26 protein-coding genes are annotated in these 23,983 nt (G+C 74.6%); 13 read left to right on the forward strand and 13 right to left on the reverse strand.

Annotated elements, in window-relative coordinates; all coding sequences use genetic code 11:
• Positions 1-147: 147 nt before the first annotated feature.
• Positions 148-996 (forward strand): PHP domain-containing protein, encoded by an 849-nt coding sequence (locus tag IE98_RS0135225; RefSeq protein WP_030275873.1) that lies wholly within the window; start codon positions 148-150, stop codon positions 994-996.
• A gap of 159 nt (positions 997-1,155) precedes the next feature.
• Here the strand turns inward: IE98_RS0135225 and IE98_RS0135230 are convergent, their stop codons facing one another.
• Complete coding sequence (locus tag IE98_RS0135230) at positions 1,156-1,803, reverse strand: suppressor of fused domain protein (RefSeq protein WP_078661556.1); 648 nt, start codon at positions 1,801-1,803, stop codon at positions 1,156-1,158.
• A gap of 406 nt (positions 1,804-2,209) precedes the next feature.
• Here IE98_RS0135230 and corA point away from each other — a divergent pair, with 406 nt between their 5' ends.
• Positions 2,210-3,322 (forward strand): magnesium/cobalt transporter CorA, encoded by a 1,113-nt coding sequence (gene corA, locus IE98_RS0135235; RefSeq protein WP_030275877.1) that lies wholly within the window; start codon positions 2,210-2,212, stop codon positions 3,320-3,322.
• Positions 3,323-3,349: 27 nt separating this feature from the next.
• On the opposite strand, the gene IE98_RS0135240 is transcribed toward corA, so the two are convergent.
• A complete protein-coding gene (locus IE98_RS0135240; protein WP_420706254.1) occupies positions 3,350-4,294 on the reverse strand; it encodes a DMT family transporter in 945 nt (314 codons plus the stop codon).
• Positions 4,295-4,432: 138 nt separating this feature from the next.
• Here IE98_RS0135240 and IE98_RS0135245 point away from each other — a divergent pair, with 138 nt between their 5' ends.
• The 4 genes from IE98_RS0135245 (at position 4,433) to IE98_RS0135260 (ending at position 8,363) form a co-directional block, all read left to right on the forward strand.
• On the forward strand, positions 4,433-4,972 hold the full coding sequence (locus IE98_RS0135245; protein WP_030275881.1) for a hypothetical protein: 540 nt from the start codon (positions 4,433-4,435) through the stop codon (positions 4,970-4,972).
• A 227-nt stretch (positions 4,973-5,199) separates the two neighbouring features.
• The gene (locus tag IE98_RS0135250; protein WP_030275883.1) at positions 5,200-6,474 is read left to right on the forward strand and encodes a magnesium transporter MgtE N-terminal domain-containing protein; all 1,275 of its coding nucleotides are present in this window, start codon (positions 5,200-5,202) and stop codon (positions 6,472-6,474) included.
• The gene (locus IE98_RS43595; RefSeq protein ID WP_030275885.1) at positions 6,467-7,102 is read left to right on the forward strand and encodes a DUF1003 domain-containing protein; all 636 of its coding nucleotides are present in this window, start codon (positions 6,467-6,469) and stop codon (positions 7,100-7,102) included. Before IE98_RS0135250 ends, IE98_RS43595 begins: the two co-directional genes overlap by 8 nt.
• Positions 7,103-7,202: 100 nt before the next feature.
• A complete protein-coding gene (locus tag IE98_RS0135260; protein ID WP_030275887.1) occupies positions 7,203-8,363 on the forward strand; it encodes an Mrp/NBP35 family ATP-binding protein in 1,161 nt (386 codons plus the stop codon).
• 106 nt (positions 8,364-8,469) lie between these two features.
• Here the strand turns inward: IE98_RS0135260 and IE98_RS0135265 are convergent, their stop codons facing one another.
• The 4 genes from IE98_RS0135265 to sigE form a co-directional block, all read right to left on the reverse strand.
• Positions 8,470-9,147: a hypothetical protein gene (locus tag IE98_RS0135265; RefSeq protein ID WP_030275889.1), complete on the reverse strand. Its 678-nt coding sequence runs from the start codon at positions 9,145-9,147 to the stop codon at positions 8,470-8,472.
• A gap of 235 nt (positions 9,148-9,382) precedes the next feature.
• Positions 9,383-9,802 carry a sec-independent translocase gene (locus IE98_RS0135270; RefSeq protein ID WP_030275891.1) on the reverse strand — a complete coding sequence of 140 codons (420 nt, stop codon included), beginning with the start codon at positions 9,800-9,802 and terminating at the stop codon, positions 9,383-9,385.
• 185 nt (positions 9,803-9,987) lie between these two features.
• Positions 9,988-11,016 (reverse strand): zf-HC2 domain-containing protein, encoded by a 1,029-nt coding sequence (locus tag IE98_RS45390; RefSeq protein ID WP_052391409.1) that lies wholly within the window; start codon positions 11,014-11,016, stop codon positions 9,988-9,990.
• Positions 11,013-11,726, reverse strand: coding sequence for an RNA polymerase sigma factor SigE (gene sigE / locus IE98_RS0135280; RefSeq protein WP_052391410.1), 714 nt, complete (start codon positions 11,724-11,726; stop codon positions 11,013-11,015). The genes IE98_RS45390 and sigE overlap by 4 nt, the downstream gene beginning before the upstream one ends.
• Positions 11,727-12,025: 299 nt before the next feature.
• Between sigE and IE98_RS0135285 the strand changes: the two genes are divergently transcribed.
• Complete coding sequence (locus IE98_RS0135285) at positions 12,026-12,682, forward strand: O-methyltransferase (protein WP_078661557.1); 657 nt, start codon at positions 12,026-12,028, stop codon at positions 12,680-12,682.
• A 158-nt stretch (positions 12,683-12,840) separates the two neighbouring features.
• On the opposite strand, the gene IE98_RS47195 is transcribed toward IE98_RS0135285, so the two are convergent.
• A complete protein-coding gene (locus tag IE98_RS47195; protein WP_014137929.1) occupies positions 12,841-13,008 on the reverse strand; it encodes a DUF3117 domain-containing protein in 168 nt (55 codons plus the stop codon).
• A gap of 323 nt (positions 13,009-13,331) precedes the next feature.
• Between IE98_RS47195 and IE98_RS0135295 the strand changes: the two genes are divergently transcribed.
• Positions 13,332-14,132, forward strand: a complete 801-nt coding sequence (locus IE98_RS0135295) for an enoyl-CoA hydratase-related protein (protein WP_030275900.1) — start codon at positions 13,332-13,334, stop codon at positions 14,130-14,132.
• On the opposite strand, the gene IE98_RS0135300 is transcribed toward IE98_RS0135295, so the two are convergent.
• Both IE98_RS0135300 and IE98_RS52385 read right to left on the reverse strand, forming a co-directional pair.
• Entirely contained in the window at positions 14,117-14,710 is a 594-nt protein-coding gene (locus IE98_RS0135300; protein WP_030275903.1) for a DNA-3-methyladenine glycosylase I, read from the reverse strand. The two genes, IE98_RS0135295 and IE98_RS0135300, sit on opposite strands and share 16 nt — an antisense overlap.
• On the reverse strand, positions 14,707-15,246 hold the full coding sequence (locus tag IE98_RS52385; RefSeq protein WP_063749058.1) for a DivIVA domain-containing protein: 540 nt from the start codon (positions 15,244-15,246) through the stop codon (positions 14,707-14,709). The genes IE98_RS0135300 and IE98_RS52385 overlap by 4 nt, the downstream gene beginning before the upstream one ends.
• A gap of 159 nt (positions 15,247-15,405) precedes the next feature.
• On the opposite strand from IE98_RS52385, the gene folP reads away from it, so the two are divergent.
• Positions 15,406-16,218: a dihydropteroate synthase gene (gene folP / locus IE98_RS0135310; RefSeq protein ID WP_052391416.1), complete on the forward strand. Its 813-nt coding sequence runs from the start codon at positions 15,406-15,408 to the stop codon at positions 16,216-16,218.
• 16 nt (positions 16,219-16,234) lie between these two features.
• Here the strand turns inward: folP and IE98_RS0135315 are convergent, their stop codons facing one another.
• Together IE98_RS0135315 and dapE are read right to left on the reverse strand one after the other, a co-directional pair.
• The gene (locus IE98_RS0135315; RefSeq protein WP_078661558.1) at positions 16,235-17,047 is read right to left on the reverse strand and encodes a TIGR00730 family Rossman fold protein; all 813 of its coding nucleotides are present in this window, start codon (positions 17,045-17,047) and stop codon (positions 16,235-16,237) included.
• Positions 17,048-17,110: 63 nt separating this feature from the next.
• Positions 17,111-18,187, reverse strand: a complete 1,077-nt coding sequence (gene dapE / locus IE98_RS0135320) for a succinyl-diaminopimelate desuccinylase (RefSeq protein ID WP_030275910.1) — start codon at positions 18,185-18,187, stop codon at positions 17,111-17,113.
• Between the two features lie 122 nt (positions 18,188-18,309).
• Here dapE and IE98_RS0135325 point away from each other — a divergent pair, with 122 nt between their 5' ends.
• Together IE98_RS0135325 and IE98_RS52390 are read left to right on the forward strand one after the other, a co-directional pair.
• On the forward strand, positions 18,310-19,311 hold the full coding sequence (locus IE98_RS0135325; RefSeq protein WP_030275912.1) for a hypothetical protein: 1,002 nt from the start codon (positions 18,310-18,312) through the stop codon (positions 19,309-19,311).
• A gap of 321 nt (positions 19,312-19,632) precedes the next feature.
• The gene (locus IE98_RS52390; protein ID WP_052391412.1) at positions 19,633-20,355 is read left to right on the forward strand and encodes a hypothetical protein; all 723 of its coding nucleotides are present in this window, start codon (positions 19,633-19,635) and stop codon (positions 20,353-20,355) included.
• A 71-nt stretch (positions 20,356-20,426) separates the two neighbouring features.
• On the opposite strand, the gene dapC is transcribed toward IE98_RS52390, so the two are convergent.
• Together dapC and fdxA are read right to left on the reverse strand one after the other, a co-directional pair.
• Positions 20,427-21,572: a succinyldiaminopimelate transaminase gene (gene dapC, locus IE98_RS0135335; RefSeq protein ID WP_052391413.1), complete on the reverse strand. Its 1,146-nt coding sequence runs from the start codon at positions 21,570-21,572 to the stop codon at positions 20,427-20,429.
• A gap of 26 nt (positions 21,573-21,598) precedes the next feature.
• On the reverse strand, positions 21,599-21,925 hold the full coding sequence (gene fdxA / locus IE98_RS0135340; protein WP_030275917.1) for a ferredoxin: 327 nt from the start codon (positions 21,923-21,925) through the stop codon (positions 21,599-21,601).
• Positions 21,926-22,055: 130 nt separating this feature from the next.
• On the opposite strand from fdxA, the gene IE98_RS0135345 reads away from it, so the two are divergent.
• Together IE98_RS0135345 and IE98_RS0135350 are read left to right on the forward strand one after the other, a co-directional pair.
• Positions 22,056-23,072, forward strand: coding sequence for a GNAT family N-acetyltransferase (locus tag IE98_RS0135345; protein WP_030275920.1), 1,017 nt, complete (start codon positions 22,056-22,058; stop codon positions 23,070-23,072).
• A gap of 37 nt (positions 23,073-23,109) precedes the next feature.
• Positions 23,110-23,979 carry a transglutaminase-like domain-containing protein gene (locus IE98_RS0135350; protein ID WP_030275922.1) on the forward strand — a complete coding sequence of 290 codons (870 nt, stop codon included), beginning with the start codon at positions 23,110-23,112 and terminating at the stop codon, positions 23,977-23,979.
• Positions 23,980-23,983: the final 4 nt, after the last annotated feature.

Genomic DNA, 23,983 nt, shown 5'->3' on the forward strand with positions numbered 1-23,983 from the left:
AGAGTGCAGTCGCGAGGGTGTCCATCTCGGTCGTCACAAACTGAGCCTGGACACTCTCGCGCCATCTGCGCAGCTATCCCTTGGAATCAATCATCTAGGCTGGGCCGGGCCAGCACCAGCCCCCACCGGCCCTCTGGAGCCCCTCCCGTGCGCATCGACCTGCACGCCCACAGCAATGCCTCCGACGGCACCGACAGCCCGGCCGAGCTGGTCGCGGCGGCCGTCGCGGCCGGCCTGGACGTGGTCGCGCTCACCGACCACGACACGGTCGCCGGGCACGCCGAGGCGGCGGAGGCCGTCCGGGGCACCGGTCTGACCCTGGTGCCGGGCGCCGAACTCTCGTGCCACGTCGACGGCATCAGCATGCATCTGCTCGCCTACCTGTTCGACCCGGCCGAGCCCGCCTTCGCCGCGGAGCGGGAGCTCGTCCGCACCGACCGCTTCCGGCGCGGCCGGGCGATCGTCGAGCGCTGCCGCGAGCTGGGTGCGCCGATCAGCTGGGAGCAGGTGGAGCGGATCGCCGGGACGGGCTCGGTGGGCCGTCCGCACATCGCCAGCGCCCTGGTCGAGGCGGGCGTGGTGGAGACGGTCTCCGACGCGTTCACCGCCGAGTGGCTGGCCAACGGCGGCCGGGCGGACGTCCGCAAGCACGAGACCGACCCGGTCGTCGCCGTCCGGCTGGTGCGGGCGGCGGGCGGCGTCCCGGTGTTCGCGCACCCGGGCGCGGTCAAGCGCGGCCGGACGGTCTCCGACGCGGTGATCGCCGACCTGGCCGCGGCGGGGCTCGGCGGCCTGGAGGTCGACCACACCGACCACGACGGGCCGACCCGCGATCACCTGCGCGGCCTGGCGGCCGAACTGGGCCTGTTCACCACCGGATCCTCGGACTACCACGGCCACCGCAAGACCGTCCGGCTCGGCGAGTACACCACCGACCCGGCCGCGTACGAGCGGCTCGTCGGCCAGGCGACCGGGGCGGCCCCGATCGAGGGCTGACGCGGCGCCGGCAGGGGCCGCCCGCAGGCCACGGCGGTGTGCTTCTCGTCACATCCCGGTCCCGGTCCGGAGCGGTCGGCGCCGGCGGTGCGACCGGTCGGGAACGGCGTCCTCACCCCGTCGGGCCGCACGCCCGACCGCCCGTCGTCCGGGCCCCGGTCAGTCGAGCGGGACGGCCCTGCGGTTCGGGTCGCGCAGGTCGGTGCCGTGCCGCAGCCACCGCTCCTGGAGCTCGGCGGCGCCGTGCACGCGCTTGTGCCCGGCCTCGTTCGGGGTCATCGGCAGCAGCGGCAGGAAGCGCACCGGCTCGGCCGGTTCGGCGAGTTCGACGTCCTCGACCAGACCGCCCGGCTCGGCGACCAGCACGGAGGTGAAGGGTGCGCCCTCCCACAGCGGGGAACCCAGGTCGAGCGAGCCGCCCGGGGCCACCACCAGGCCCTCGACCTGCGGCGTCGCGGCCAGGGTGGCCAGCGCGCGGAGCACGTCGTCGCGCCCTCCGCGGACGGTGAGCACCAATTCGGCGCGGGGGCCGCGCACCGGGTCGGCGACCGCCGCGGTGGGGTCGGCCATCGGGCTCGCGGCCATCCCGAGGGTGGCGTAGCGGACGAGTCCCTCGGTGTCCGGGCCGAAGCGCAGCACCTCGATCCGCTCGGTGCCGAGGAAGGTGACCGAGGCCCGGCCGGTGCTCTCCCCGAAGGTGGTGAGCAGGCGCGCCTCGACGGCCGCCAGCACGGCCGTGCGGGAGAGTTCCGCGGAGCCGCCGGAGGGGTCGGAGAAGTCGCCGAACAGCGGGAAGTCGTGGGCCATGCACGCGACCTTAGCGCCCGGGGAGTTGTCGCTTCGCGCACACCCCGGCAGCGGCACGCCGGCAACTGTTAGTGTGGGGGGCTGGCTACCGGGGATGCTGACCCTTGGGGCCGCGGCATGAAGGAGGTGGTTGTGGTGGATACCAGCCGACCATGCAGTACCGGCAGCTCTGCCCGGCCTGACCTTCTCCGCCGCACCCGCCCCTGACGGGGTAGTTGAGGCGGCGTCACACCCGGCCGGGAGAGCACCTTCCCGGGCGCCGGGGCGCCCAAACCGAAGTCTTGCCGATTCCTTGGCGATTTCTTGGTGAGCCCCGTTCGACCTGGGCGTCCATCGGTGTTCCTCGCCGTCGCACCACGGCCGTCACCGCCTGCCGTGCGGCGGTTCCTGCCTTCAGGAGCCTGCCATGTCGATGATCAACAACATCCGTGCGGCCGTCCGTCCGCACCGCCGCCGCGACACCTCCTTCGACACCCTCCGTCCGGGCCACGCCCCTTCGGCCGTGGTCGACTGCGCCGTCTACCAGGACGGCAAGCGGGTCGGCGAGAGCTGCAGCCCCCGCGAGGCCGTGGCCCGGGTCAAGCTGTGCCGCCAGCAGGACGCCGGCTCGTTCAGCTGGATCGGTCTGCACGAGCCCACCGAGGCCGAGTTCGAGGGCATCGCCCAGCGCTTCGGCCTGCACCCGCTGGCCGTCGAGGACGCGGTGCACGCGCACCAGCGGCCCAAGGTCGAGCGGTACGACGACGTGCTGTTCGCCGTCTTCAAGACGATCCGCTACGTCGAGCACGACCAGCTCACCCCGACCAGCGAGGTCGTGGAGACGGGCGAGCTCATGGTCTTCGTCGGCCAGGACTTCGTCATCACCGTCCGGCACGGCGGGCACGGCGCGCTGCGCGAGCTGCGGCGCCGGCTGGAGGGCGACGCCGACGGCGCCGGCCTGCTCGCCAAGGGCCCGTCCGCGGTGCTGCACGCGATCGCCGACCACGTGGTCGACAACTACCTGCTGGTCGCCGAGCGCCTGCAGACCGACGTGGACGAGGTGGAGTTCGACGTCTTCGCGGGCAAGGCCGGCCGCGGCGCCGACGTCGGCCGGGTCTACCAGCTCAAGCGCGAGGTGCTGGAGTTCAAGCGGGCGGTGACGCCGCTGCTGCGCCCGATGCAGCTGCTCTCCGAGCCGATCCAGCGGCTGATCGACCCGGACATCCAGAAGTACTTCCGGGACGTCGCCGACCACCTGGCCCGGGTCACCGAGCAGGTGCACGGCTTCGACGAGCTGCTGAACTCGCTGCTCCAGGCCAACCTGGCGCAGGTGTCGGTGGCGCAGAACGAGGACATGCGCAAGATCACCGCCTGGGCGGCGATCTTCGCGGTGCCGACCATGATCACCGGCATCTACGGCATGAACTTCGACTACATGCCGGAGCTGCACCACAAGTACGGCTACCCGATGGTGCTGGGCAGCGTCGTGGTGATCTGCATCGCCATGTACCGCGGGTTCCGGCGCAACGGGTGGCTCTGACGCCCGGTCGGGCGGCGCGGCGACCCGTCAGCGTTCGTTCCGGCCGCCCCGGGCGACCAGCACCAGTCCGAGCAGGATCAGGCCGACCGCCGGGTACGCGGCCGCCGGCGGCCACTGGCCGAGCCACACGGCCGCGATCAGGGCCGCACCCGGGGTCTCCAGCAGGATCGCCGTCGAGGTGACCGAGGGGCCCAGGGTGCGGACCACCCGGTTGCTCAGCGAGTGGCCGAGCAGCTGGGCGGCCACCATCAGCAGCACAATCTGCCACCACACCCCGGCCGGCCAGCCCGACAGCGGGGAGTCCGCCACCAGGCAGACGCCGAACAGCACCGCGGCGGTGGTGGTGTAGCAGACCAGCGTGTAGGCGGTGGTGCTGACGGTCCGCCGGACTTCGGCGCCGAGCAGCACGTAGCCCGCGGCCGCCGCTCCCGCGCCCAGGGCGAGCGCGTCGCCCAGTAGCGCCCGCGGGGAGAGCGACAGGTCGACCCCGGTGAGCACCAGCACCCCGGCGAAGGCGACCGCCACACCGATCCGCACCAGGCGCGGTGCCCTCTCGCCCATCAGCCGCAGCAGCAGGATCGTCCACAGCGGGGTGGTGGTGACCAGCGCGGTCGCCGAGGCCACCGAGGTCATCCGCAGGCTGGGCATCCACAGCGCGAAGTGCACGGCCAGCAGCACCCCCGCGGCGACCGCCAGCAGCAGCGCCCGGCATCCGATGCCGCGCAGTTCGGCGCGGTGCCGCAGCAGCGCGTACGGGCCGAGCACGCCGACCGACATGAAGTTGCGCCAGAAGGCGATGGCCAGTGGCGGCGCGGCGGTGGCGCTGATCAGCGGGGCGGAGAGCGAGATGCCGGCGATGGAGACGGCGAGCAGCATCAGGTCGACCCGCGGCAGCGTCGGCCGGCCCGGTGCGGGGACGGCGGGACGGAGGTCCGCGGGGGCGGCGGCGGTGGCGGCGGGCCGGGCGGGCACGGCTCTCCTTGGGGCGGGTCGGGTGCGACCGTCCTACCGTAAGGCCTCAAACGCCCTCATGGCGCTGTCGTCCCGGGTGGTGGGACGAAGGCCGAGCGCCCGCGGACGGCCGGCCCGCCAGGCCGTACGCTGTGGGCCATGGAGCGTACGACGACCCCTGCCGAGGACTTCCTGGACCGCGCCCTGCTGGAGGAGGCGGCGAAGAAGTCCGGACTGCTCTGGGTCCGCCCGGAGGGTGCACCGGGCGGCCGGGCGCTCTGGCACGCCTGGCACGACGGCGCCGTGGTGGTCGTCGGCGACGGCGGCGAGCAGCCGCTGCACGGGCTGGCCGCGGGCGCCCGGGCCGAGGTGACCGTCCGCAGCAAGGACAAGGGGGGACGGCTCACCGGCTGGCTGGCCGCCGTCACCGAGCTCGCCCCGCGGAGCGAGGCCTGGCAGGGCGCCGTCGAGGAGCTGAAGTCCAAGCGCCTCAACGCCCCCGACACCGACACCATCGGCGACCGCTGGGCCCGCGAGTGCCGGGTGCTCCGGCTGGAGCCCGTGGGCGCGCTCACCGAGCGCCCCGGCGCCATGCCGGACGGCTCGCACGCGGCCGTGCCGATGCCGACCGGCGCCACCACCCGCCGCCCGATCCCGGCCGGCCTGCCCAAGCTGCTGCTGGGACGCCGCAGGGGCTGACGCGCCGGGCCGCGGCGGGCCACCGCGGGCTCCGGCCCACTCCCGCAGGTATCTTTGGCGCCGGAGGACGCGCCGGGCGCAGCCGTGCGGACGCAGCCGTGCGGACGCAGCCGTGCGGACGCAGCCGTGCGGGCGACGGCGCGACGGGCCGCGGGCCGTACCGCGGCCGCACCGTCACCAGTGCACCGGCCCGCACCCCGCGGGCCCCGTCCGGAGAGAGGGAGCCGATGGCAGGCGCAGGCAGCCGGGTCTTCATCTCGCACCTCTCCGGGCTCCCGGTCTTCGACCCCAACGGCGACCAGGTGGGCCGCGTCCGCGACGTGGTCGTCTCGCTGCGGATCGGCGGGCGCCCGCCCCGGGTGCTCGGCCTGGTGGTCGAGGTGATCGGCCGCCGCCGGATCTTCCTGCCGATGACCCGGGTGACCAGCCTGGAGTCCGGCCAGGTGCTCGCCACCGGCGTCATCAACCTGCGGCGCTTCGAGCAGCGCCCCTCGGAGACCCTCGTCCTCGCCGAACTGCTGGACCGCACCGTCGTCCGGACGAAGACCGGCGAGGAGGTCACCGTCCTCGACGTGGCCATGGTGCAGGCCCGGCTGCGCGAGTGGGAGATCCGCAAGGTCTTCGTCCAGGTCGGCCGGGTCGGCCGGCTGCGCAAGGCGCGCGGCGAGTCGCTGACCCTCGACTGGTCCGAGCTCACCGGCTTCTCCCTCACCGAGGAGGGCCAGGGCGCCGCCAACCTGCTCGCCACCTTCGAGCAGCTCCGCCCCGCCGACCTCGCCAACGTGATGCACCACCTGTCGGCGAAGCGCCGCGCCGAGGTCGCCGCCGCCCTCGACGACGACCGGCTCGCCGACGTCCTGGAGGAGCTGCCCGAGGACGACCAGGTCGAGATCATCGGCAAGCTCAAGGAGGAGCGGGCCGCGGACGTCCTGGAGGCGATGGACCCGGACGACGCCGCCGACCTGCTCTCCGACCTCCCCGCGGAGGACGCCGAGCGGCTGCTGCGGCTGATGGAGCCGGAGGACGCGGCCTCCGTCCGCCGTCTGCTCTCCTACGAGGAGGACACCGCCGGCGGTCTGATGACGACCGAGCCGATCGTGCTGGAGCCGGACGCGACCGTCGCGGAGGCGCTCGCCCGGGTGCGGATCGCCGAGAACAAGCCAGCCCTCGCCGCACAGGTCTACGTCTGCCGGCCGCCGAACGAGACCCCGACCGGCAAGTACCTGGGCACCGTGCACTTCCAGCGGCTGCTGCGCGAGCCCCCGTTCACCCTGGTCGGCTCGCTGGTCGACGACGACCTCGACCCGCTGCCGCCGGACACCCCGCTGCCGCTGGTCACCAGCTACCTGGCCGCCTACAACCTGGTCGCCGCACCGGTCGTGGACGAGGCCGACCACCTGGTGGGCGCCGTCACCGTCGACGACGTCCTGGACCACCTGCTGCCGGACGACTGGCGCGAGGCGTCCCTGCACGCGGCCGAGAGCGAGACCGTCCATGGATGACCGCAAGCGCGAGGACCGCAAGGGACGCCGCGACGACAGCCCGCGCCAGCGCATCCAGGGCGAGCTGCGGGAGCTGCGGCAGCTGCGCGAGCTGCGGACCCGCGAGGGCGGCCGCCCGCAGCGGCCCGAGGGCAGCACCGGACGCAGCCGGCTCGACCAGCCGCGCACCGTCCGCCGCGCCCTCATCCCGATGCCGACCTACGACCCGGAGGCCTTCGGCAAGCTCTCCGAGCGGATCGCGCGCTTCCTCGGCACCGGCCGCTTCATCGTCTGGATGTCGGTCGTCATCGTCGCCTGGGTGGTCTGGAACACCCTGCTGCCGACGACCGTCCGCTTCGACGAGTACCCCTTCATCTTCCTCACCCTGATGCTGTCGCTGCAGGCCTCGTACGCGGCGCCGCTGATCCTGCTCGCGCAGAACCGCCAGGACGACCGGGACCGCGTCAACATGGAGCAGGACCGCGCCCGGAGCGACCGCAACATCGCCGACACCGAGTACCTGACCCGGGAGGTCGCCGCGCTGCGGCAGGGCCTCGGCGAGGTCGCCACCCGCGACTTCGTGCGCTCCGAGCTGATGGCGCTGCTCAAGGAGCTGGACGACCGGCGGGAGAGCCGCGACCTGGTGTGAGGCGGGGTGCGCCGGGCACCCGCAGCGCCCGTGACCTCGTGTGACGGGCAGCACGCTACCGGCGAGTCGGGGGCCGCCCGCGGCGCCGTACCATCAAGGCATGGCCAACGAGACCGAGATTGCCGCAGGCGTGACGGAGGAGTCCGTCCGCAGGGCGCTGGCGACCGTCAACGACCCGGAGATCAACCGCCCGATCACCGAGATCGGCATGGTGAAATCCGTCGAGATCGCCGAGGGCGGCGCCGTGAAGGTCGGCGTGTACCTCACCGTCTCGGGCTGTCCGATGCGCGAGACGATCACCAACCGGGTGACCGACGCGGTCGCGAAGGTGCCCGGTGTCACCGGTGTCGAGGTCGAGCTCGACGTGATGAGCGACGAGCAGCGCAAGGAGCTCTCGCAGCTGCTGCGCGGCGGTGCGCCGGAGCGCGAGATCCCGTTCGCCAAGCCGGGCACGCTCACCCGCGTCTACGCCGTCGCGTCCGGCAAGGGCGGCGTCGGCAAGTCCTCGGTCACGGTCAACCTGGCGGCGGCGATGGCCGCGGACGGCCTGAAGGTCGCCGTGGTCGACGCCGACATCTACGGCCACAGCGTGCCCCGCATGCTCGGTGTCGAGGGCCGGCCCACCCAGGTCCAGGACATGATCATGCCGCCGTCGGCGAACGGCGTGAAGGTCATCTCGATCGGCATGTTCACCCCGGGCAACGCCCCGGTGGTGTGGCGCGGCCCGATGCTGCACCGCGCGCTGCAGCAGTTCCTGGCCGACGTGTACTGGGGCGACCTCGACGTCCTGCTGCTGGACCTGCCGCCCGGCACCGGCGACATCGCGATCTCGGTGGCCCAGCTGGTGCCCAACGCCGAGATCCTGATCGTCACCACCCCGCAGATGGCGGCCGCCGAGGTCGCCGAGCGGGCCGGCACCATCGCGCTGCAGACCCACCAGAAGATCGTCGGCGTCATCGAGAACATGTCGGGCATGCCCTGCCCGCACTGCGACGAGATGATCGACGTCTTCGGCACCGGCGGCGGCCAGACCGTCGCGGACGCCCTCACCCGGAGCGTCGGCGCCACCGTGCCGGTGCTCGGCTCGATCCCGATCGACGTCCGCCTGCGCGAGGGCGGCGACGACGGCCGGCCGGTCGTCCTCTCGAACCCCGAGTCCCCGGCCGGCGCCGCCCTGCGGGCCGTCGCGGGCAAGCTCGGCGGCCGCCAGCGCGGTCTGTCCGGCATGTCCCTGGGGCTCACCCCGAAGAACAAGTTCTAGCGAACGGCACGAGGGGCGCAGGGCCTGCGCACTGCGGAGGGGCACGCACCGTGCCCTCCCGTCGTGCGGGCCCCGCGCCCCTCTGCCGTACCCGGCCGGCCGCCGGTCAGCGGCCGTTGTAGGCGGTGAGGTCGGGGACGACGCCGAAGCCGACCCCGTAGGCGCTGATGCCGCGGCCGTAGGCGCCGAGCAGGACGCCCGGGGCCTCGCCGGCCAGCACCCAGCCGTACTCGGACTCGCGGTAGCGGAAGGGCTGCGGCAGGCCGTTCACCGGCAGGGTGAGGGCGGACCAGCCGGGGCCCTCCAGGTCGTCCGCGAGGTCCCAGGCGAGGGCGGTCTGCTGGTCGAGCCAGTCCTGCCGCAGCGAGCGGTCGAGCTGGCCCGGCGGCACGGTCGCGATCAGGCCGGAGCCGGCCAGCCAGGCCGCCGAGGAGGCGGAGGTGGCCTCCAGCGTGCCGGTGTTGTCGGCGCTGCGGCGGCCGGGACGGCGGGCGACGGTCACCACCACGGCGAAGCGGCCGGCCTCACGGGACTCGTACGGCCGGGCGGGCTCGTCGCCGTGGCCGAGCGAGCCGTAGTCGGTGCCGGCGCCCTGGCCGGCGCGGCCCGCCCCGACCGGGAACGGCCAGCGGCGGCCCGTCCAGCCCTCGTCGAGCCCGTACCAGGGGAAGTCGGCCTCCAGGTAGGGCGCCAGCGGGTCGGCGGTGCCGGCCTGGGCGCCCACCGCGGGCGTCGTCCGCCCGCCCGGGGCGACCGTGTCGCCCACTCGGCTCGTCACGTCCATCGCCGGCCTCCTCCATGCACCTGTCTTCTGCGGCGGCGTTCCATGGTGGCGCACCGGGCGCGCCGCCATGGTGCGGTCGGGCCGCCGACACGTCGTGGCGTGACCGACGGCACAGTGGATCCGGCGTGCGGTCAACCTGAACACCATAGCGGCGCGGACGCCGACGCCCCGCCCGGCGGAGCGGCCGGGCGGGGCGTGGGGAGCGTGCAGCGGCGCGCGGCCGCACCGGGTCGCGTCAGGTCGCGTCCAGGTCGAACGGCGGGCGCTCACCGGCGGCGAGCGGCGCGCCCGTCCCGGTGGGCGCGCTCTTGGTGAGGTCGGGGGCGGCCGCGACCCGCCGCGGCGGCTCGTGGTTGAGGGCGGACTTGAAGTCGAGGCCGTCCTTGAGCTCCTTGAAGCCCAGCGGGTCCTCGTTGCCGCCCATCAGCTGCTTGCGGACGAAGGTCTTCGGGTGCAGGTCGGTGAACTCGAAGTCCTGGAAGTCCGGGCCCAGCTCGCTGCGGATGTCGTCCTTCGCGCTGTCCGCGAAGGAGCGCACCTTGCGGATGAAGCCCATGGTGTCCTGGATGAGCTTCGGCAGCTTGTCGGGCCCGAAGATCACGATGGCCATCACGGCCAGCGCGACGACCTCCAGTGGGCCTATGTCACTGAACACGTACGCTCCCAGCTCCTGATGGACAACCCGACGAGCTCGGCGGCAGCCGTCGCCACCAGGGTAATGGCCACCGGCCCGTCTGTGACCCCGCCACCTGCGGATTGCGGTCCAGACCACCCGGCGGGCCGGTGCCTGCGTCCCGACGGCCCAGAGCCCGTGCCCCGGCGGCCCGGCGCGCGGGTGCGCTAACGGAGCAGGTTGTGCGGGCCGAGGCGGTTCGCACCGGCGTCGGCCGGGCCGGGCTGCGGCAGCGCACCGGGCGGCACCGAGGCCAGGGCCGGGACGGGGAAGTCGGCCGGCAGCTGCGCGTTGACCGGGACGGCGGCGCCGCCCGGGTTGCTCACCGGGCTCACCCGCGTGCCGTGCTGCTCCTCGCCGCCGACGGCCGAGGGGCCGCCGACACCCGCCAGGGTGACCGCGGCCACCGAGAAGGCACCGGCCGCGGCGAACACGAAGCGGCGGCCGAACGGCGTCGGGCCGGGCCGGGCCGCGGCCGCGGCGGGCTCGGGCAGCAGGCCCGTGCGTCCGCGGGAGGGCTGCTCGGCGCGGCGTCCGCGCGGCTCGGTGAGGCTGCGCAGCGCGGCCGCCGGACGAGCGGCGGAGGGCACCAGGGAGAGCCGGTTGCCGGGCGTCGGCAGCACCGGGCGGCCGGCCCGCGGGTCGACCCCGGGGATCGGTGTCTCGGCGCCGAGCGCACCGGAGCCGAACGAGGCGCCGGCGCCGCGGCCGAAGGAGCCGCCGGTGAGCCGGCTGCCGCCGAGGGTGCCGGGGACGGCGGGCAGGCCGCCGCCCGGACCGGAGCCGTCCTCGTCCTCGGGCAGGGCGGCGACGGCCATCAGCCGCGCCATCAGCGTCGAGGAGGGGCCCGGGGTGTCGGTACGGGTCAGCAGGTGCTTGACCGCGCGGCCCTCGTCGGCCTCGGCGAGGCAGTCGGGGCAGGTCGCCAGGTGGGCCTGGACGCGCTCGCGGGAGTCGTGGCCGAGTTCGCCGTCGAGGTAGGCGGAGAGGCGGTCCCCGAGATGGTGCTCCTCCGCGGGCTCGGCGGGGCGGACGGCCACGGCCCGCGGTGCGGCGGGCTCGGCGGCGGGGTGCTCCACCGGGGCGGCGGCGGGGGCCTGCGCGGCGTCGCCGCGGCGGCCGAGCTGGGGCCAGGAGGGGCCGCGCCGGGACCGGCCGGTCGGCTCGGGCCCGCCCTGGTGGGCTCCGGCGTTCACGAGCCCCTCCGGTCCAGACCGCCGGCGGAGCCGGGATCGGCGCCGACCGGGACAGGCTCCGCGGAACCGCCGCGGCGCAGCCGGCCCGGGGCCACGCCCGGCGCACGGTGCTTCAGGGCGGCGCGCAGGTGCGAGCGCCCGCGGTGGATCCGGCTGCGGACCGTCCCGAGCTTGACCCCGAGGGTGGCCGCGATCTCCTCGTAGGAGAGGCCCTCGATGTCGCACAGCACGACGGCGGCGCGGAACTCGGGGGCGAGGGTGTCGAGCGCCTGCTGGACGTCGGCGTCGAAGTGGGTGTCGCTGAAGTGCTGGGCCGGGCTGGGCTCGCGGCTGGGCAGGCGCTCGGCGGCGTCCTCGGCGAGGGCGTCGAAGCGGATCCGCTGGCGGCGGCGCACCATGTCCAGGAACAGGTTGGTGGTGATGCGGTGCAGCCAGCCCTCGAAGGTGCCGGGGGTGTAGGTGGAGAGCGAGCGGAAGACCCGGACGAAGACCTCCTGCGTGAGGTCCTCGGCGTCGTGCTGATTACCCGTCAGCCGGTAGGCCAGGCGGTAGACGCGGGCGCTGTGCGCCTCGACGATCTCCTCCCAGGTCGGCGGGGTCCAGCTCTGCGCGTCGGGGCCCTCGGCGAAGGTCGCGAGCGCGGCCGGCTCGGCCGCGGCCCCGGCCGCCTCGGTGGTCGCGTCCTGGGGGGAGTGCGCGGGCTGGTTCATCACGGGCTTCGGCGTACGGGCCGACGAGGTGCGGCGTGGATCGCGCTGCACAGGGACGTCGCCCTCGGCCACACCTCCTCGGTCGGCTCTTCTGCCCAGCAGGGCCACCACCATATCCACCTCGCCCGTCAGATCCGGATAAAGTGCACGACCCCCTCCGCCACCGGCCCGCCGGGCCGGCGCGGACGGCGTCGTGCGCACCCCGATCGCCAAGTCCTGTTCCCATCAACGGCCCGCCGCCGAACGCGGTTCCCGGTCGGCCAGTAATCTGTGGCTGAAAATGTCGACATCGGGTCGGCATCAGGCGCTCCGGAGAGGCAGCCATCACCGAGTTCGGGCCCGAGCGGGCGGCTCTCGCCGACACCTACGTCGGCGAGGACGCGGTGCTGACCTACGCCCGGGCCCAGTCGGCGCGGGCCGGAATACGCGCGATCGGGCCGAGCGGCGGCGCATTCCTGCGGTTGCTGGCGGCCGCGCTGGACGCCAAGTCGGTCGCCGAGATCGGCACCGGCACCGGCGTCTCGGGGGTCTACCTGCTGCGCGGGATGCGGCCGGACGGCGTACTGACGACCGTCGACACCGAGCCGGTGCGCCAGCAGTGCGCCCGGGAGGCGTACCTCGCGGCCGGCTTCGCCCCCAACCGGGCGCGGTTCATCCCGGGCCGGGCGCTGGACGTGCTGCCGCGGCTCGCGGACGGCCAGTACGACCTGGTGTTCTGCGACGGCGACCCGGCCGAGTCCCGCGCCTACCTCGCAGAATCGTTGCGGCTGCTGCGGCCGGGCGGGATCGTCTGCTTCGAAGGGGTCTTCCAGGAGGGCCGGCTGGCCGAACCGGACCTCGACGACCCGCAGACCCACGCGGTGCGCGAGCTCGTCCGGGACGTCCGGGAGAGCGACCGGCTGCTGCCCGCGCTGATGCCGGTCAGCGACGGCCTGCTCTGCGCCGTCAAGCGCTGACACGACGTCCGGCAGGCGGTGCCGGCCGGGCCCCTCGGGGCGGCCCTGGTGCGGGACCGGGCCGGCACAGGTGTCCGGGCACGGCACAGGGCCCGGATTCTGGCGCGAATCCGGGCCCTGTCGGCATCTCCAGGAGATGAGGGGAGCACCCGCTGCGGTCAGCCGCAGGCCTTCTTCAGGGCCTCGCCCAGGGCATCCGCCTCATCGGGCGTCAGCTCCACCACCAGGCGACCGCCGCCCTCGAGCGGAACTCGCATGATGATGCCCCGCCCCTCTTTGGTGACCTCGAGCGGGCCGTCACCCGTCCGCGGCTTCATGGCCGCCATGCTCGTTCCCCTTCCTGCAACCGCTCAGCTACGTACCGGAGGTCCGTCCACCGCCGGTATCGAACGCATTGATCGGAAGCCATTATCCCGCATCCCGCACCCCGATGACCAACATCACTCTCCGCGCAACCGTGCCCGCACCCGCCCAAACCGTCCGATCACCTGCCCAAAACCCCATTTCGCCGCCGGTCGACACGACATTCGAAGGTGCGGTACCTCACACTCCCCAGCCGGCCCCGGGCTCCGTCATGCTGAGTCCGTGGCCGCGGCCGCGAGCCGCGGCGCCGCCGTGCCACCCACCACGACCAGGGAGCCCTCACCCGATGTCCGACTCCGTGCTGTACGAGCTCGACGGCGGCCTGGCCGTCATCACCATCAACCGCCCGGACGCGATGAACGCGCTCGACACCGCGACCAAGGTGGCGCTGCGCGACACCGTCGTCGAGGCCGCGAACGACCCGGCGGTGCGGGCCGTGCTGCTGACCGGCGCGGGCGACAAGGCGTTCTGCGTCGGGCAGGACCTGAAGGAGCACCTGGGGCTGCTCAAGCGGGCCGAGGAGACCGGCGAGGGCGCACTGAAGACCGTCTCCGAGCACTACAACCCGCTGCTGCGGGCGCTCGCCGGGATGGCCAAGCCGACCGTGGCCGCGGTGAACGGGGTGGCCGCCGGTGCGGGCGCCGGGCTGGCCTTCGCCTGCGACTTCCGGATCGTCGCCGACACGGCCGGCTTCAACACGTCCTTCGTCGGCGTCGCGCTGACCGCCGACTCGGGCGTCTCCTGGACGCTGCCCCGGCTGGTCGGCCACGCCCGCGCCACCGAGCTGCTGATGCTGCCCCGCACGGTGAAGTCGGACGAGGCGCTCGGCCTGGGCCTGGCCACCAGGGTGGTGCCGGCCGCCGAACTCGCCGCCACCGCACGGGCCTTCGCGGCGCAGCTGGCGGCCGGCCCGACGGTGGCCTACGCCGCCGTCAAGGAGTCGCTGGCGTACGGCGCCTCGCACTCGTTCACCGAGCTGCTGGAGAAGGAGGACGAGCTGCAGACCCGGGCCGGCGAGAGCGAGGACCACCGGATCGCCGTCCGGGCCTTCGTCGCCAAGGAGAAGCCGGCCTACGTCGGGCGCTGACCTGCGGCGACCCCGCGCACGTGACAGTCCGCCAGGTGGTCGTCGACCAGGCCGCAGGCCTGCATCAGCGCGTAGGCGGTGGTCGGGCCGACGAAGCGGAAGCCGCGCTTCTTGAGCTCCTTGGCCAGTGCGGTGGACTCCGGCGTCACGGCCGGCACCTCGGCGAGCGTGCGGGGGGCCGGCCGGGCCGGGTCGGCGGCGAACCGCCAGACCAGCTCGTCCAGACCGCCGTCCAGGTCGAGGGCGGCGCGGGCGTTGGCCACCGTCGCCTCGATCTTGGCCCGGTTGCGGATGATGCCGGTGTCCTGCAGCAGCCGCTCGGTGTCGGCCGGGCCGAACGCGGCGACCGCGGCGATGTCGAAGCCGGCGAACGCGGCCCGGAAGCCCTCCCGGCGGCGCAGGATGGTGATCCAGGACAGCCCGGACTGGAAGGCCTCCAGGCTGATCCGTTCGAACAGGGCGCCGTCGCCGTGCACCGGCCGGCCCCACTCGGTGTCGTGGTAGAGGCGGTAGTCGTCGGCGGACTCGCCCCAGCCGCAGCGCAGCAGCCCGTCCGGGCCGGGGACGGCGCCGGTCACGACTGCTCCGGGTCGTGCTTCTTGAACAGGTCGGCGCGCGGGTCCGCGGGACGCTCCTGCGCGGCCCGCCCGTCCGCCGCCGGCTCCTGCGCGGGCTGCTCGGCCGGCGCCGGCTGCTCGGTCCGCTGCTCGGCCGGCACGGGGGCCGGCGCGGGTGCGGGCGCGGTCTCCGGCCCGACCACCGCGGCGAAGGCCTCCAGGCCCGGCAGCGGCTCGTCCTGCGGCTGCCCGGGGGCGAGCTCCACCGCGCCGCGGACGACCGCGGCGGCCTCAAGCTCGGCGATCCGGGCGTCGCGCAGCGCGAGCTCGGCGCCGAGCCGGTCGAGCACGTTGTCGACCTCGTCCATGCGGTAGCCGCGCAGCGCCATCGGCAGCCGCAGCTCGTCCACGTCGTGCCGGCCGAGCGGCCGGTCCTGCGGCAGCCGCGCGGCGATCCGGTCGGGCAGCGCCTCCGGAAGCGTGCCGCCGCCACCGAGCGCCACCAGCGCCGCACCGCCGACCACCACGGCCATCGCCGCCACGATCACCCAGAACACGAGCCGCCTCCGTCAGTCACCGGCCCGTCTCCGGCAATGGTGGGATCATGGTCCCCGGACAGGCCGGGGCCCATCATTGCACCCGGGCGAGCTGTGGAGGAGATTCCGGTGGCACTGCGCCTTGGCCCGCGCGAGTTCGGCGACGACGAGCTCGTGATCATGGCGATCGTCAACCGCACCCCGGACTCGTTCTTCGACCGCGGTGCGACCTTCGCCGACGAGGCCGCCTTCGCCGCCGCCGACCGCGCGATGGCCGAGGGGGCGGCGATCCTCGACATCGGCGGGGTGAAGGCCGGGCCCGGCGAGGAGGTCACCGTCGAGGAGGAGCTGCGCCGCACCGTGCCGTTCGTCGCCGAGCTGCGCAAGCGCCACCCGGACGCGGTGATCAGCGTGGACACCTGGCGGCACGAGGTCGGCGAGGCGGTCTGCGAGGTCGGCGCCGACCTGCTGAACGACGCCTGGGGCGGGGTCGACCCGAAGCTCGCCGAGGTGGCCGCCCGGTACGACGCGGGCCTGGTCTGCACCCACGCGGGCGGCGCCGAGCCGCGCACCCGGCCGCACCGGGTGGGCTACGAGGACGTGATGGCCGACATCCTGGCGGTCACCCTGGGCCTCGCGGAGCGGGCGGTGGAACTCGGCGTGCGGCGGGACGCCGTGGTCATCGACCCGGGCCACGACTTCGGCAAGAACACCCGGCACTCGCTGGAGGCCACCCGGCGGCTGCCGGAGATGACCGCGACCGGCTTCCCGGTGCTCGTCTCGCTCTCCAACAAGGACTTCGTCGGGGAGACCCTGGACCGGCCGGTGGACGAGCGGCTGCTCGGCACGCTCGCCACCACCGCCGTCTCGGCCTGGCTGGGCGCGCAGGTGTACCGGGTGCACCAGGTCGCGGAGACCCGGCAGGTGCTCGACATGGTGGCCTCGATCCGCGGCACCCGGCCCCCGGCGGTGGCCCGCCGGGGGCTCGCGTAGGCCCCCGGCACGCCCGTCAGATCCGGGTGCCGTTCGGGCGGCGGGTCTCCGCCAGGATCTTCAGGACGTCGTCGACCTCGTCCACCACGTGGAAGAGGTCGAGGTCCTGGGACGAGGCCTTGCCCTGGGCGATCAGGGTGTTCTTCAGCCAGTCGACCAGGCCGCCCCAGTAGGCGGTGCCGAAGAGGATCACCGGGAACTTGGTGACCTTCCGGGTCTGGACGAGGGTGAGCGCCTCGAACAGCTCGTCCAGCGTGCCGAGGCCGCCGGGCAGCACCACGAAGCCCTGCGCGTACTTCACGAACATCGTCTTGCGGACGAAGAAGTACCGGAAGTTCAGGCCCAGGTCGACGAATTCGTTGAGGCCCTGCTCGAAGGGCAGCTCGATGCCGAGCCCGACGGAGAGGCCGCCGGCCTCGGAGGCGCCGCGGTTGGCCGCCTCCATGGCGCCGGGGCCGCCGCCGGTGATGACGGCGTAGCCGGCCTCGGCCAGCGCCCGGCCGATGGCCACGCCCGCGGCGTACTCGGTGGAGTCGACCGGTGTCCGGGCCGACCCGAAGACGCTGACGGCGGCCGGGAGTTCGGCGAGCGCGCCGAAGCCCTCGACGAACTCCGAGGTGATCCGCAGCACCCGCCAGGGGTCGGTGTGCAGCCAGTCGGTCGGGCCGGTGGTGTCCAGCAGACGCTGGTCCGTGGTGCTGGTGCCGACCTGGTCGCGGCGGAGCAGCACCGGGCCCTTCTGCTTCTCGGGCCAGGGCTTCTTGGGCGCGGGCGCGTCGACTTCTTCCGGACCGTGCCCGTAGTGCTTTACGTCTCCAGTGCCTGTCATGACGAAACCCTACGCCCGCCGTCCACCGAAATCGGCGAACGGCGGGTGGCGGCAGGGTGGACGTCAGGCGCCGGTCAGCCAGGCGGCGAGGCGCAGTTCGACCTCGGCGATCGCGCTCAGCGAGCAGTGCTCGTCGCGCTTGTGGGCGAGGTTCGGGTCGCCCGGCCCGTAGTTGACGGCGGGCACGCCGAGGGCGCTGAACCGGGCGACGTCCGTCCAGCCGAACTTGGCCCGGGGCTCGCCGCCGACGGCGGCCAGGAAGGCCTGCGCGGCGGGCCGGTCGAGGCCGGGCAGCGCGCCGGGGGCGGTGTCGGTGACCCGGATCGGGTAGCCGGCGAAGACCTCGCGGACGTGGTCGGCGGCCTGCTGCTCGCTGCGGTCGGGCGCGTAGCGGAAGTTGACCTGCACGGTGCACTCGTCGGGGATCACGTTGCCCGCGACGCCGCCGTCGATCCGGGTGGCGTTGAGGCCCTCGCGGTACTCCAGGCCGTCGATCACCACCCGCCGCGGCTCGTACTCGGCGAGCCGGCGCAGCACCTCGACGGCCTTGTGGATGGCGTTGTCGCCGAGCCAGCTGCGGGCCGAGTGGGCGCGGGTGCCGGTGAGCACGATCTCGGCGCGCAGGGTGCCCTGGCAGCCGCCCTCGACGACGGCGCCGCTGGGCTCCATGAGCACCGCGAAGTCGGCGGCCAGCCAGTCGGGGTGCTCCGCGGCCAGGTGGCCGAGGCCGTTGCGGGAGGCCTCGACCTCCTCGCAGTCGTAGAAGACGAAGGTGAGGTCGTGGTTCGGCTCGGTGAGGGTGGCGGCGAGCCGCAGCTGCACGGCGACGCCGGACTTCATGTCGGAGGTGCCGCAGCCGTACAGCAGGTCGCCCTCGACGCGGGAGGGGAGGTTGTCGGCGATCGGCACGGTGTCCAGGTGGCCGGCGAGCAGCACCCGCTCGGCGCGGCCGAGGTTCGTCCGGGCGACGACGTTGTTGCCGTACCGGTCGACCGTGAGGTGGGGCAGTGCCCGCAGCGCCTCCTCGACGGCGTCGGCGAGGGCCTGCTCGTCGCCGCTGACGGACGGGAGGTCGACCAGCTGCGCGGTCAGCGCACCGCCGTCGAGGGACAGGTCGAGGGGCGTGTTCGGGCTGCTCATGGTGGTTTAGCGTATCGGTGCCGCGGCCCGCCACGACGGGCGGCGCAACCGCCCGGGGCCGGTCGGCCGTCGGAGTGGGTACGGTGTGCGCACAGCGAGCGAGAGGGGCACTGGTGGCCGGAATGGCGGAGGGCGGGGCGGACGGTTCCACGGCGTCGGGACGGCGCCGCCGTCGGCCGCGGCTGCTGCGCCGGCTGCTGATCGGGCTGGTGGCCGTGGCGCTGGTCGTGGGCCTGGTGCTGTACCTCAACCGGGACCGGCTGGTCGTGCCGCCGGAGGGCTGCCGGATCAACACGGCGGCCGGCAGCGGGACGCTCGACCTGGCACAGGCCGCCAACGCCTCCACGATCGCCGCGGTGGCGATGTCCCGCGGCCTGCCGGAGCGGGCGGTGACGATCGCGCTGGCCACGGCGATGCAGGAGTCCAAGATCCACAACCTCACCGGCGGCGACCGCGACTCGGTCGGCCTGTTCCAGCAGCGCCCGTCCCAGGGCTGGGGCACCGCGGAGCAGATCAAGGACCCGGTGTACGCCACCAACAAGTTCCTGGACGGCCTGGTGAAGGTGCCCGGCTACGCACGGATGCCGCTGACCGACGCCGCGCAGCAGGTGCAGAAGAGCGGCTTCCCGCAGGCGTACGCCAAGCACGAGTCCAACGCGATGCTGGTGACCTCGGCGCTGACCGGCCGCGAGCCGGCCGCGCTCAACTGCGTGGTGCACGACCTCGCCGAGCCGGTCGCCGCGGCCGCCTCCGCCTCCGGTTCGCCGTCCGCCTCGGCCGCGCCGTCGGGCCGGCCGCGTCCGGCGGACGTCGGCGAGCGGGTCCGCCGCGAGTTCGGGCGGGTGGTGGCGGTGTCCGACGCGCCGAAGGCCCCCAAGGACTCCCGGGCGGTGCTGGCGCTCACCCCGCAGGGCACCGCCTCGACCGACTCCGGCGCCGAGGGGCGGCGGCAGTCGGGCTGGGCGGTCGCCCAGTGGGCGGTGGCGCACGCGCAGGAGCTCGGCATCGGCGAGGTGTCCTTCGACGGGCGGCTGTGGCGCTTCGACCGGCCCACCGAGGGCTGGCGGACGAACGACGCGGCCGGCGGGACGGACCGGGTGCTGGTCACCCTCGGGGCGCCGTGAGCACGGTGACGGCACGTTGACGAACCCGTGAGCGGGTGTCGACCCGGCGGGTGACAGCGGTCAACCGCAGTGGACCTCCCGGCGCCCCGCCGCGGGCCGCAGAAGGAGGCCGGTCGGCGTACCGCCGGAACCCGGCCCGACAAGGGAAGTGACGGTTCTTCACTCACCCGCCCGAGGGGCGCGCGTCCGGGTGCGACGCAAAGACGATCGTCCGATCTTTGCCTGCCCTTTACCTTTGACGGGCGAAACCTTCCCGACTCCTGAGCGGTATTCACGTCGTCCGCCCGGCGGACGGCCATGTCCTCTCGTCTTAGGAGCACCATGTCTCACCCCCTCACGCGCCGGATCGCCCAGGCCGCACTGCTCGTCGCGGCCGGCGCGACGCCCCTGATCGCGGCCGGCTCCGCCTCGGCCGCCGACCTGGTGCCGCAGGGGACCGACCTGGGGTCCGGCCTCACCCAGCTCGACTCCCCCTCCGGCACCGTGCAGGGCGCCGCCCACGAGCTCGGCCAGTCCGCGGGGGCGACCGGCGCCGCCACGGTCGCCACCGGCGTCCCGGCCGCGGGCGACGCCGCCGGCCACACCGTCGCCTCCGCGCTGCCGGACGCCGACTCGGCCCTCGGCCCGGTGACCAACACCGCCGGCAAGACCACCGCCGCGACCGGCGCGCTCACCACCGTGGCCGGCCGGGTCGCCCCCGCCCTGGTCGACCGGGCCGGCCCCGCGGTCGCCGAGAAGGTGCTGCCCGCGGTGCCCGGCACCCGCAGCGCCCGCGCCGGCGGCCCGCTCGGCACCGTCACCGGCGCCCTGCCCACCAGCGGCCTGCCCACCGGCACCCTGACCAGCGCGCTGCCCACCGGCGGCATCCCGCAGGCGCTGCCCGGCGCGGACACCCTCGGCACCCTGACCGGCTCGCCGGCCGCGGCCAACCGCCTGGGCGGCGTTCCCTCGCTCGGCTCCAACCCGACCGACCTGCTCGGCGGCGTGCTCGGCGGCACCCCGCTCGGCGGCCTGCTCGGCGGTGTCGGCGGCCTCGGCGGCTGACCGGCACACCCGCCGCACGCCGAAGGGCCGGCCCCACCGGGGGCCGGCCCTTCGTCCGTCGGTCTCCGGCGTCAGCCGCCGAGCCGCGCCACGGCCGCGCGGACCCGCTCGTCGGTGGCGGTGAACGCCACCCGCACGTGCTGGGCGCCGGCCGGCCCGTAGAAGTCGCCGGGCGCCACCAGGACGCCCAGCTCCGCGAGCTCCGCCACCGTCTCCCAGCACGGCCGCCCCTGGGTCGCCCACAGGTAGAGGCTGGCCTCCGAGTGCTCGATGGTGAAGCCGTACGCCTCCAGGGCGCCGCGCAGCGCCGTGCGGCGGGCCGCGTAGCGGGCCCGCTGCTCGGCCACGTGCGCGTCGTCCGCGAGCGCCGCCACGGTCGCCGCCTGCACCGGGGCGGGCACGATCATGCCGCCGTGCTTGCGGATCTCCAGCAGCTCCCGGACGACCACCTCGTCGCCCGCCACGAAGGAGGCGCGGTAGCCGGCCAGGTTGGACCGCTTGGAGAGCGAGTGGACGGCCAGCAGGCCCTCGTGGGAGCCGCCGCAGACGTCCGGGCGGAGCACCGAGACCGGTTCGGCCTCCCAGCCGAGCTCCAGGTAGCACTCGTCGCTGACCAGCAGCGCGCCGTGCTCGCGGGCCCAGGCGACCGCGCGGCGCAGCTCGTCCGCGGTGAGCACCCGGCCGGTCGGGTTGGACGGCGAGTTCAGCCAGAGCAGCCGCACCCGGGAGCCGTCCAGCTCGTCGACGTCGTCGTACGCCACCGGCTCGGCGCCGCAGAGCCGGGCACCCACCTCGTACGTCGGATAGGCCAGGCGCGGGTAGGCCACCTGGTCGCCGGGGCCGAGGCCGAGCTGGCCGGGCAGCCAGGCCACCAGCTCCTTGGAGCCGACGGTCGGCAGGACGGCCCCGGGGCCGATCTCCGCGCCGCAGCGGCGGTTCAGCCAGCCGGCGACGGCCTCGCGCAGCTCCAGCGGGCCCCAGACGGTCGGATAGCCCGGGGTGTCGCTGCTGGCGGCCAGCGCCTTCTGGATCACCTCGGGCACCGGGTCGACCGGGGTGCCCACCGAGAAGTCGCACAGCCCGTCCGGGTGCGCGAGGGCGGTCCGCTTGTACGGCTCCAGCCGGTCCCACGGGAAGACCGGAAGCAGCTCGGATACGCGGCGCGCCGCCCCCGGGTGTCCCGGGAACGGCGCGCGCGCGGTGTGATGGGTGCTCACGACTCAGTTGTCACCGATCAGTGTCGTCAGTGGTCGGCGTTCTGCGGCGGCAGGGCCGCGATGAACGGGTGGTCCTTCTCGATCAGGCCGAGCTTCGAGGCACCACCGGGCGAACCGAGGTCGTCGAAGAACTCGACGTTCGCCTTGTAGTAGTCCTTCCACTCCTCGGGAGTGTCGTCCTCGTAGAAGATCGCCTCGACCGGGCAGACCGGCTCGCAAGCGCCGCAGTCGACACACTCATCCGGGTGGATGTAGAGGGAGCGCTCGCCCTCGTAGATGCAGTCAACCGGGCACTCTTCGATGCACGCCTTGTCCTTGACGTCGACACAAGGCTGCGCGATGACGTAGGTCACGCTGTCGTTCCTCCTCGGAAGGGCCGGCGGCCCAAACTGTTTGCTTGCGTGCGCGGGTGAGCGCGGCGTCGTCGATGCCCGCCCCTAGTATCGCGGGTCGGAGACCGCAAATGCACAGGAGGTGCCCTCGATGGCGGACAGAGCCCCCGCGACCGACCGTCCGGAGGTCCGTCTGAACCCCTCTGACGTGGGACGACGGGTGTCCGTGCGACGCATCTCGGAGCTGGTCGACGGCCGGCCCGTGTTCCGCGATGTGATCGGCGTGCTCGCATCCTGGGACGAGAACGGCCTCGCGGTGGTGCCCCGCAGCGGCGAGCCGGTGGTCTTCCCCGAGGAGCTGCTCGTCGCGGGCAAGCCGGTGCCGCCCTTCCCGGCCCGCCGGGCGCCGCAGCCCGCCGCCGACCCGGTCGCCCTGCAGCGGACGGCCGCCCGCGGCTGGCCCGCCGTCGAGGAGGAGCGGCTCGGCGCCTGGGTGCTGCGCGCCTCCGCCGGATTCACCCGGCGGGCCAACTCCGTCCAGGCCCTCGGCGACCCCGGCCGCCCGCTCGCAACGGCGCTGGACGAGGTCCGCGCCTGGTACGCGGCCCGTTCGCTGCCGGCGTACGTCGAGGTGCTCGAACCCGGCTCGCCCGACGACCTCGCCGCCGAACTCGCCCGGCTCGGCGCCGGGCAGGCCGAGACGCTGTTCCGCACCGCGCCGCTCGCCCCGCTCGCCCGGGCCGCCGCCGGACCGCACGACCGGGTCCGGCTCTCCCGCACGGCCGACGCCCGCTGGATGTCCCGCTACCGCCGGGTCGCCGCCGACACCGCCGTGGAGCGCGCCGCCGCCGACGTGCTGCACGGCGGCCCCTCGGTCTGGTTCGCGACCGTCCCCGACCCGGACGGCGGCGCGCCGCTGGCGATCGGCCGGGCCGTCGTCGACGGCCCGTGGGCCGGCTTCGCCGCGATAGAGGTCGACCCGTCGGCCCGCCGCTCCGGACTCGGCACCGCCGTGATGGCGGTGCTCGCGGCCCGGGCCGCCGAGGAGGGGGCGACCGGCGCGTACCTGCAGGTGGAGGCCGAGAACTCCGGTGCGATCGCGCTCTACGACCGGCTGGGCTTCACCACAAGTCACACTTACCACTACGCCCGGCTCCCCGAGCGGTAGCGTTCACCCCGCCACCTCTGTACCGACGAAGGCTGCTGTGACCGAGCAGAGCAGATCCCGCTTCCGCGCCGAGGCCCGGGCCGAACGCCCCGATCCCGTGCTGCTGTGCCTGCTCGCGGCCGCCGAGCACACCTTCGACGCGCCCGGGGATCCGGCGCCGCCGCCCACCCTGGACGAACTGCTGACGGGTTGTGGCGCCGCGCTGGACCGGCACGCGGCCGCCGTCCGGCGGGCGGTCGCCGAGCGGAGCCCGGCAGGTCCCGAGGAGACGGCGGCGCTGCTGGCCGCCGTGCTCGGCGGCCGTGAGCGGTTCCACGGCCGCAAGGCGGACTACCGGCGGCTGGAGTCCTCGCTGCTGCCCGAGGTGCTGAGGCGCCGCCGCGGCCTGCCGATCACGCTCTCGCTGGTGTGGATGGGCGTGGCCGCCCGGGCCGGCCTGGTCGTGCACGGCATCGCCCTGCCCGGCCACTTCATCGTCGCGGTCGCCGGCCCGTCCGGCGGCAACGACTACGTGCTCGCCGATCCCTTCCACGGCGGTCGGCTGCTCGACCTGTCGGACGCGGCCCGGCTGGTGACCGCCGCCGGGCACCACTTCGGCACCGAACTCCTCACCCCCGCACAGCCGTTGGACATCGTGCTGCGGGTGCTCGGCAACATCCGCGCCTGGGCCGCGGACCGCCCCGAGCACGCCCGCACCCAGCTGTGGGCCGCCGAACTCGCCCTGCTGCTCCCCCGCCACCCGGCCCAGCTGCGCCTGGAGCGCGCCGAACTCCTCGTCCGCACCGGCGACTTCCTGGCCGGCGCGCGCGAGATGGAGGAGTACGCGCGTGTCCTGGACGCCTTCGACCCGGACGCCGCGGCGAAGGCCCGGCAGGACGCCCGGGCCGCCCGGCACCGGCTCAACTGAGCGC

The organism is Streptomyces sp. NRRL B-24484 (assembly GCF_000717715.1).
Taxonomy (GTDB): Bacteria; Actinomycetota; Actinomycetes; order Streptomycetales; family Streptomycetaceae; genus Kitasatospora.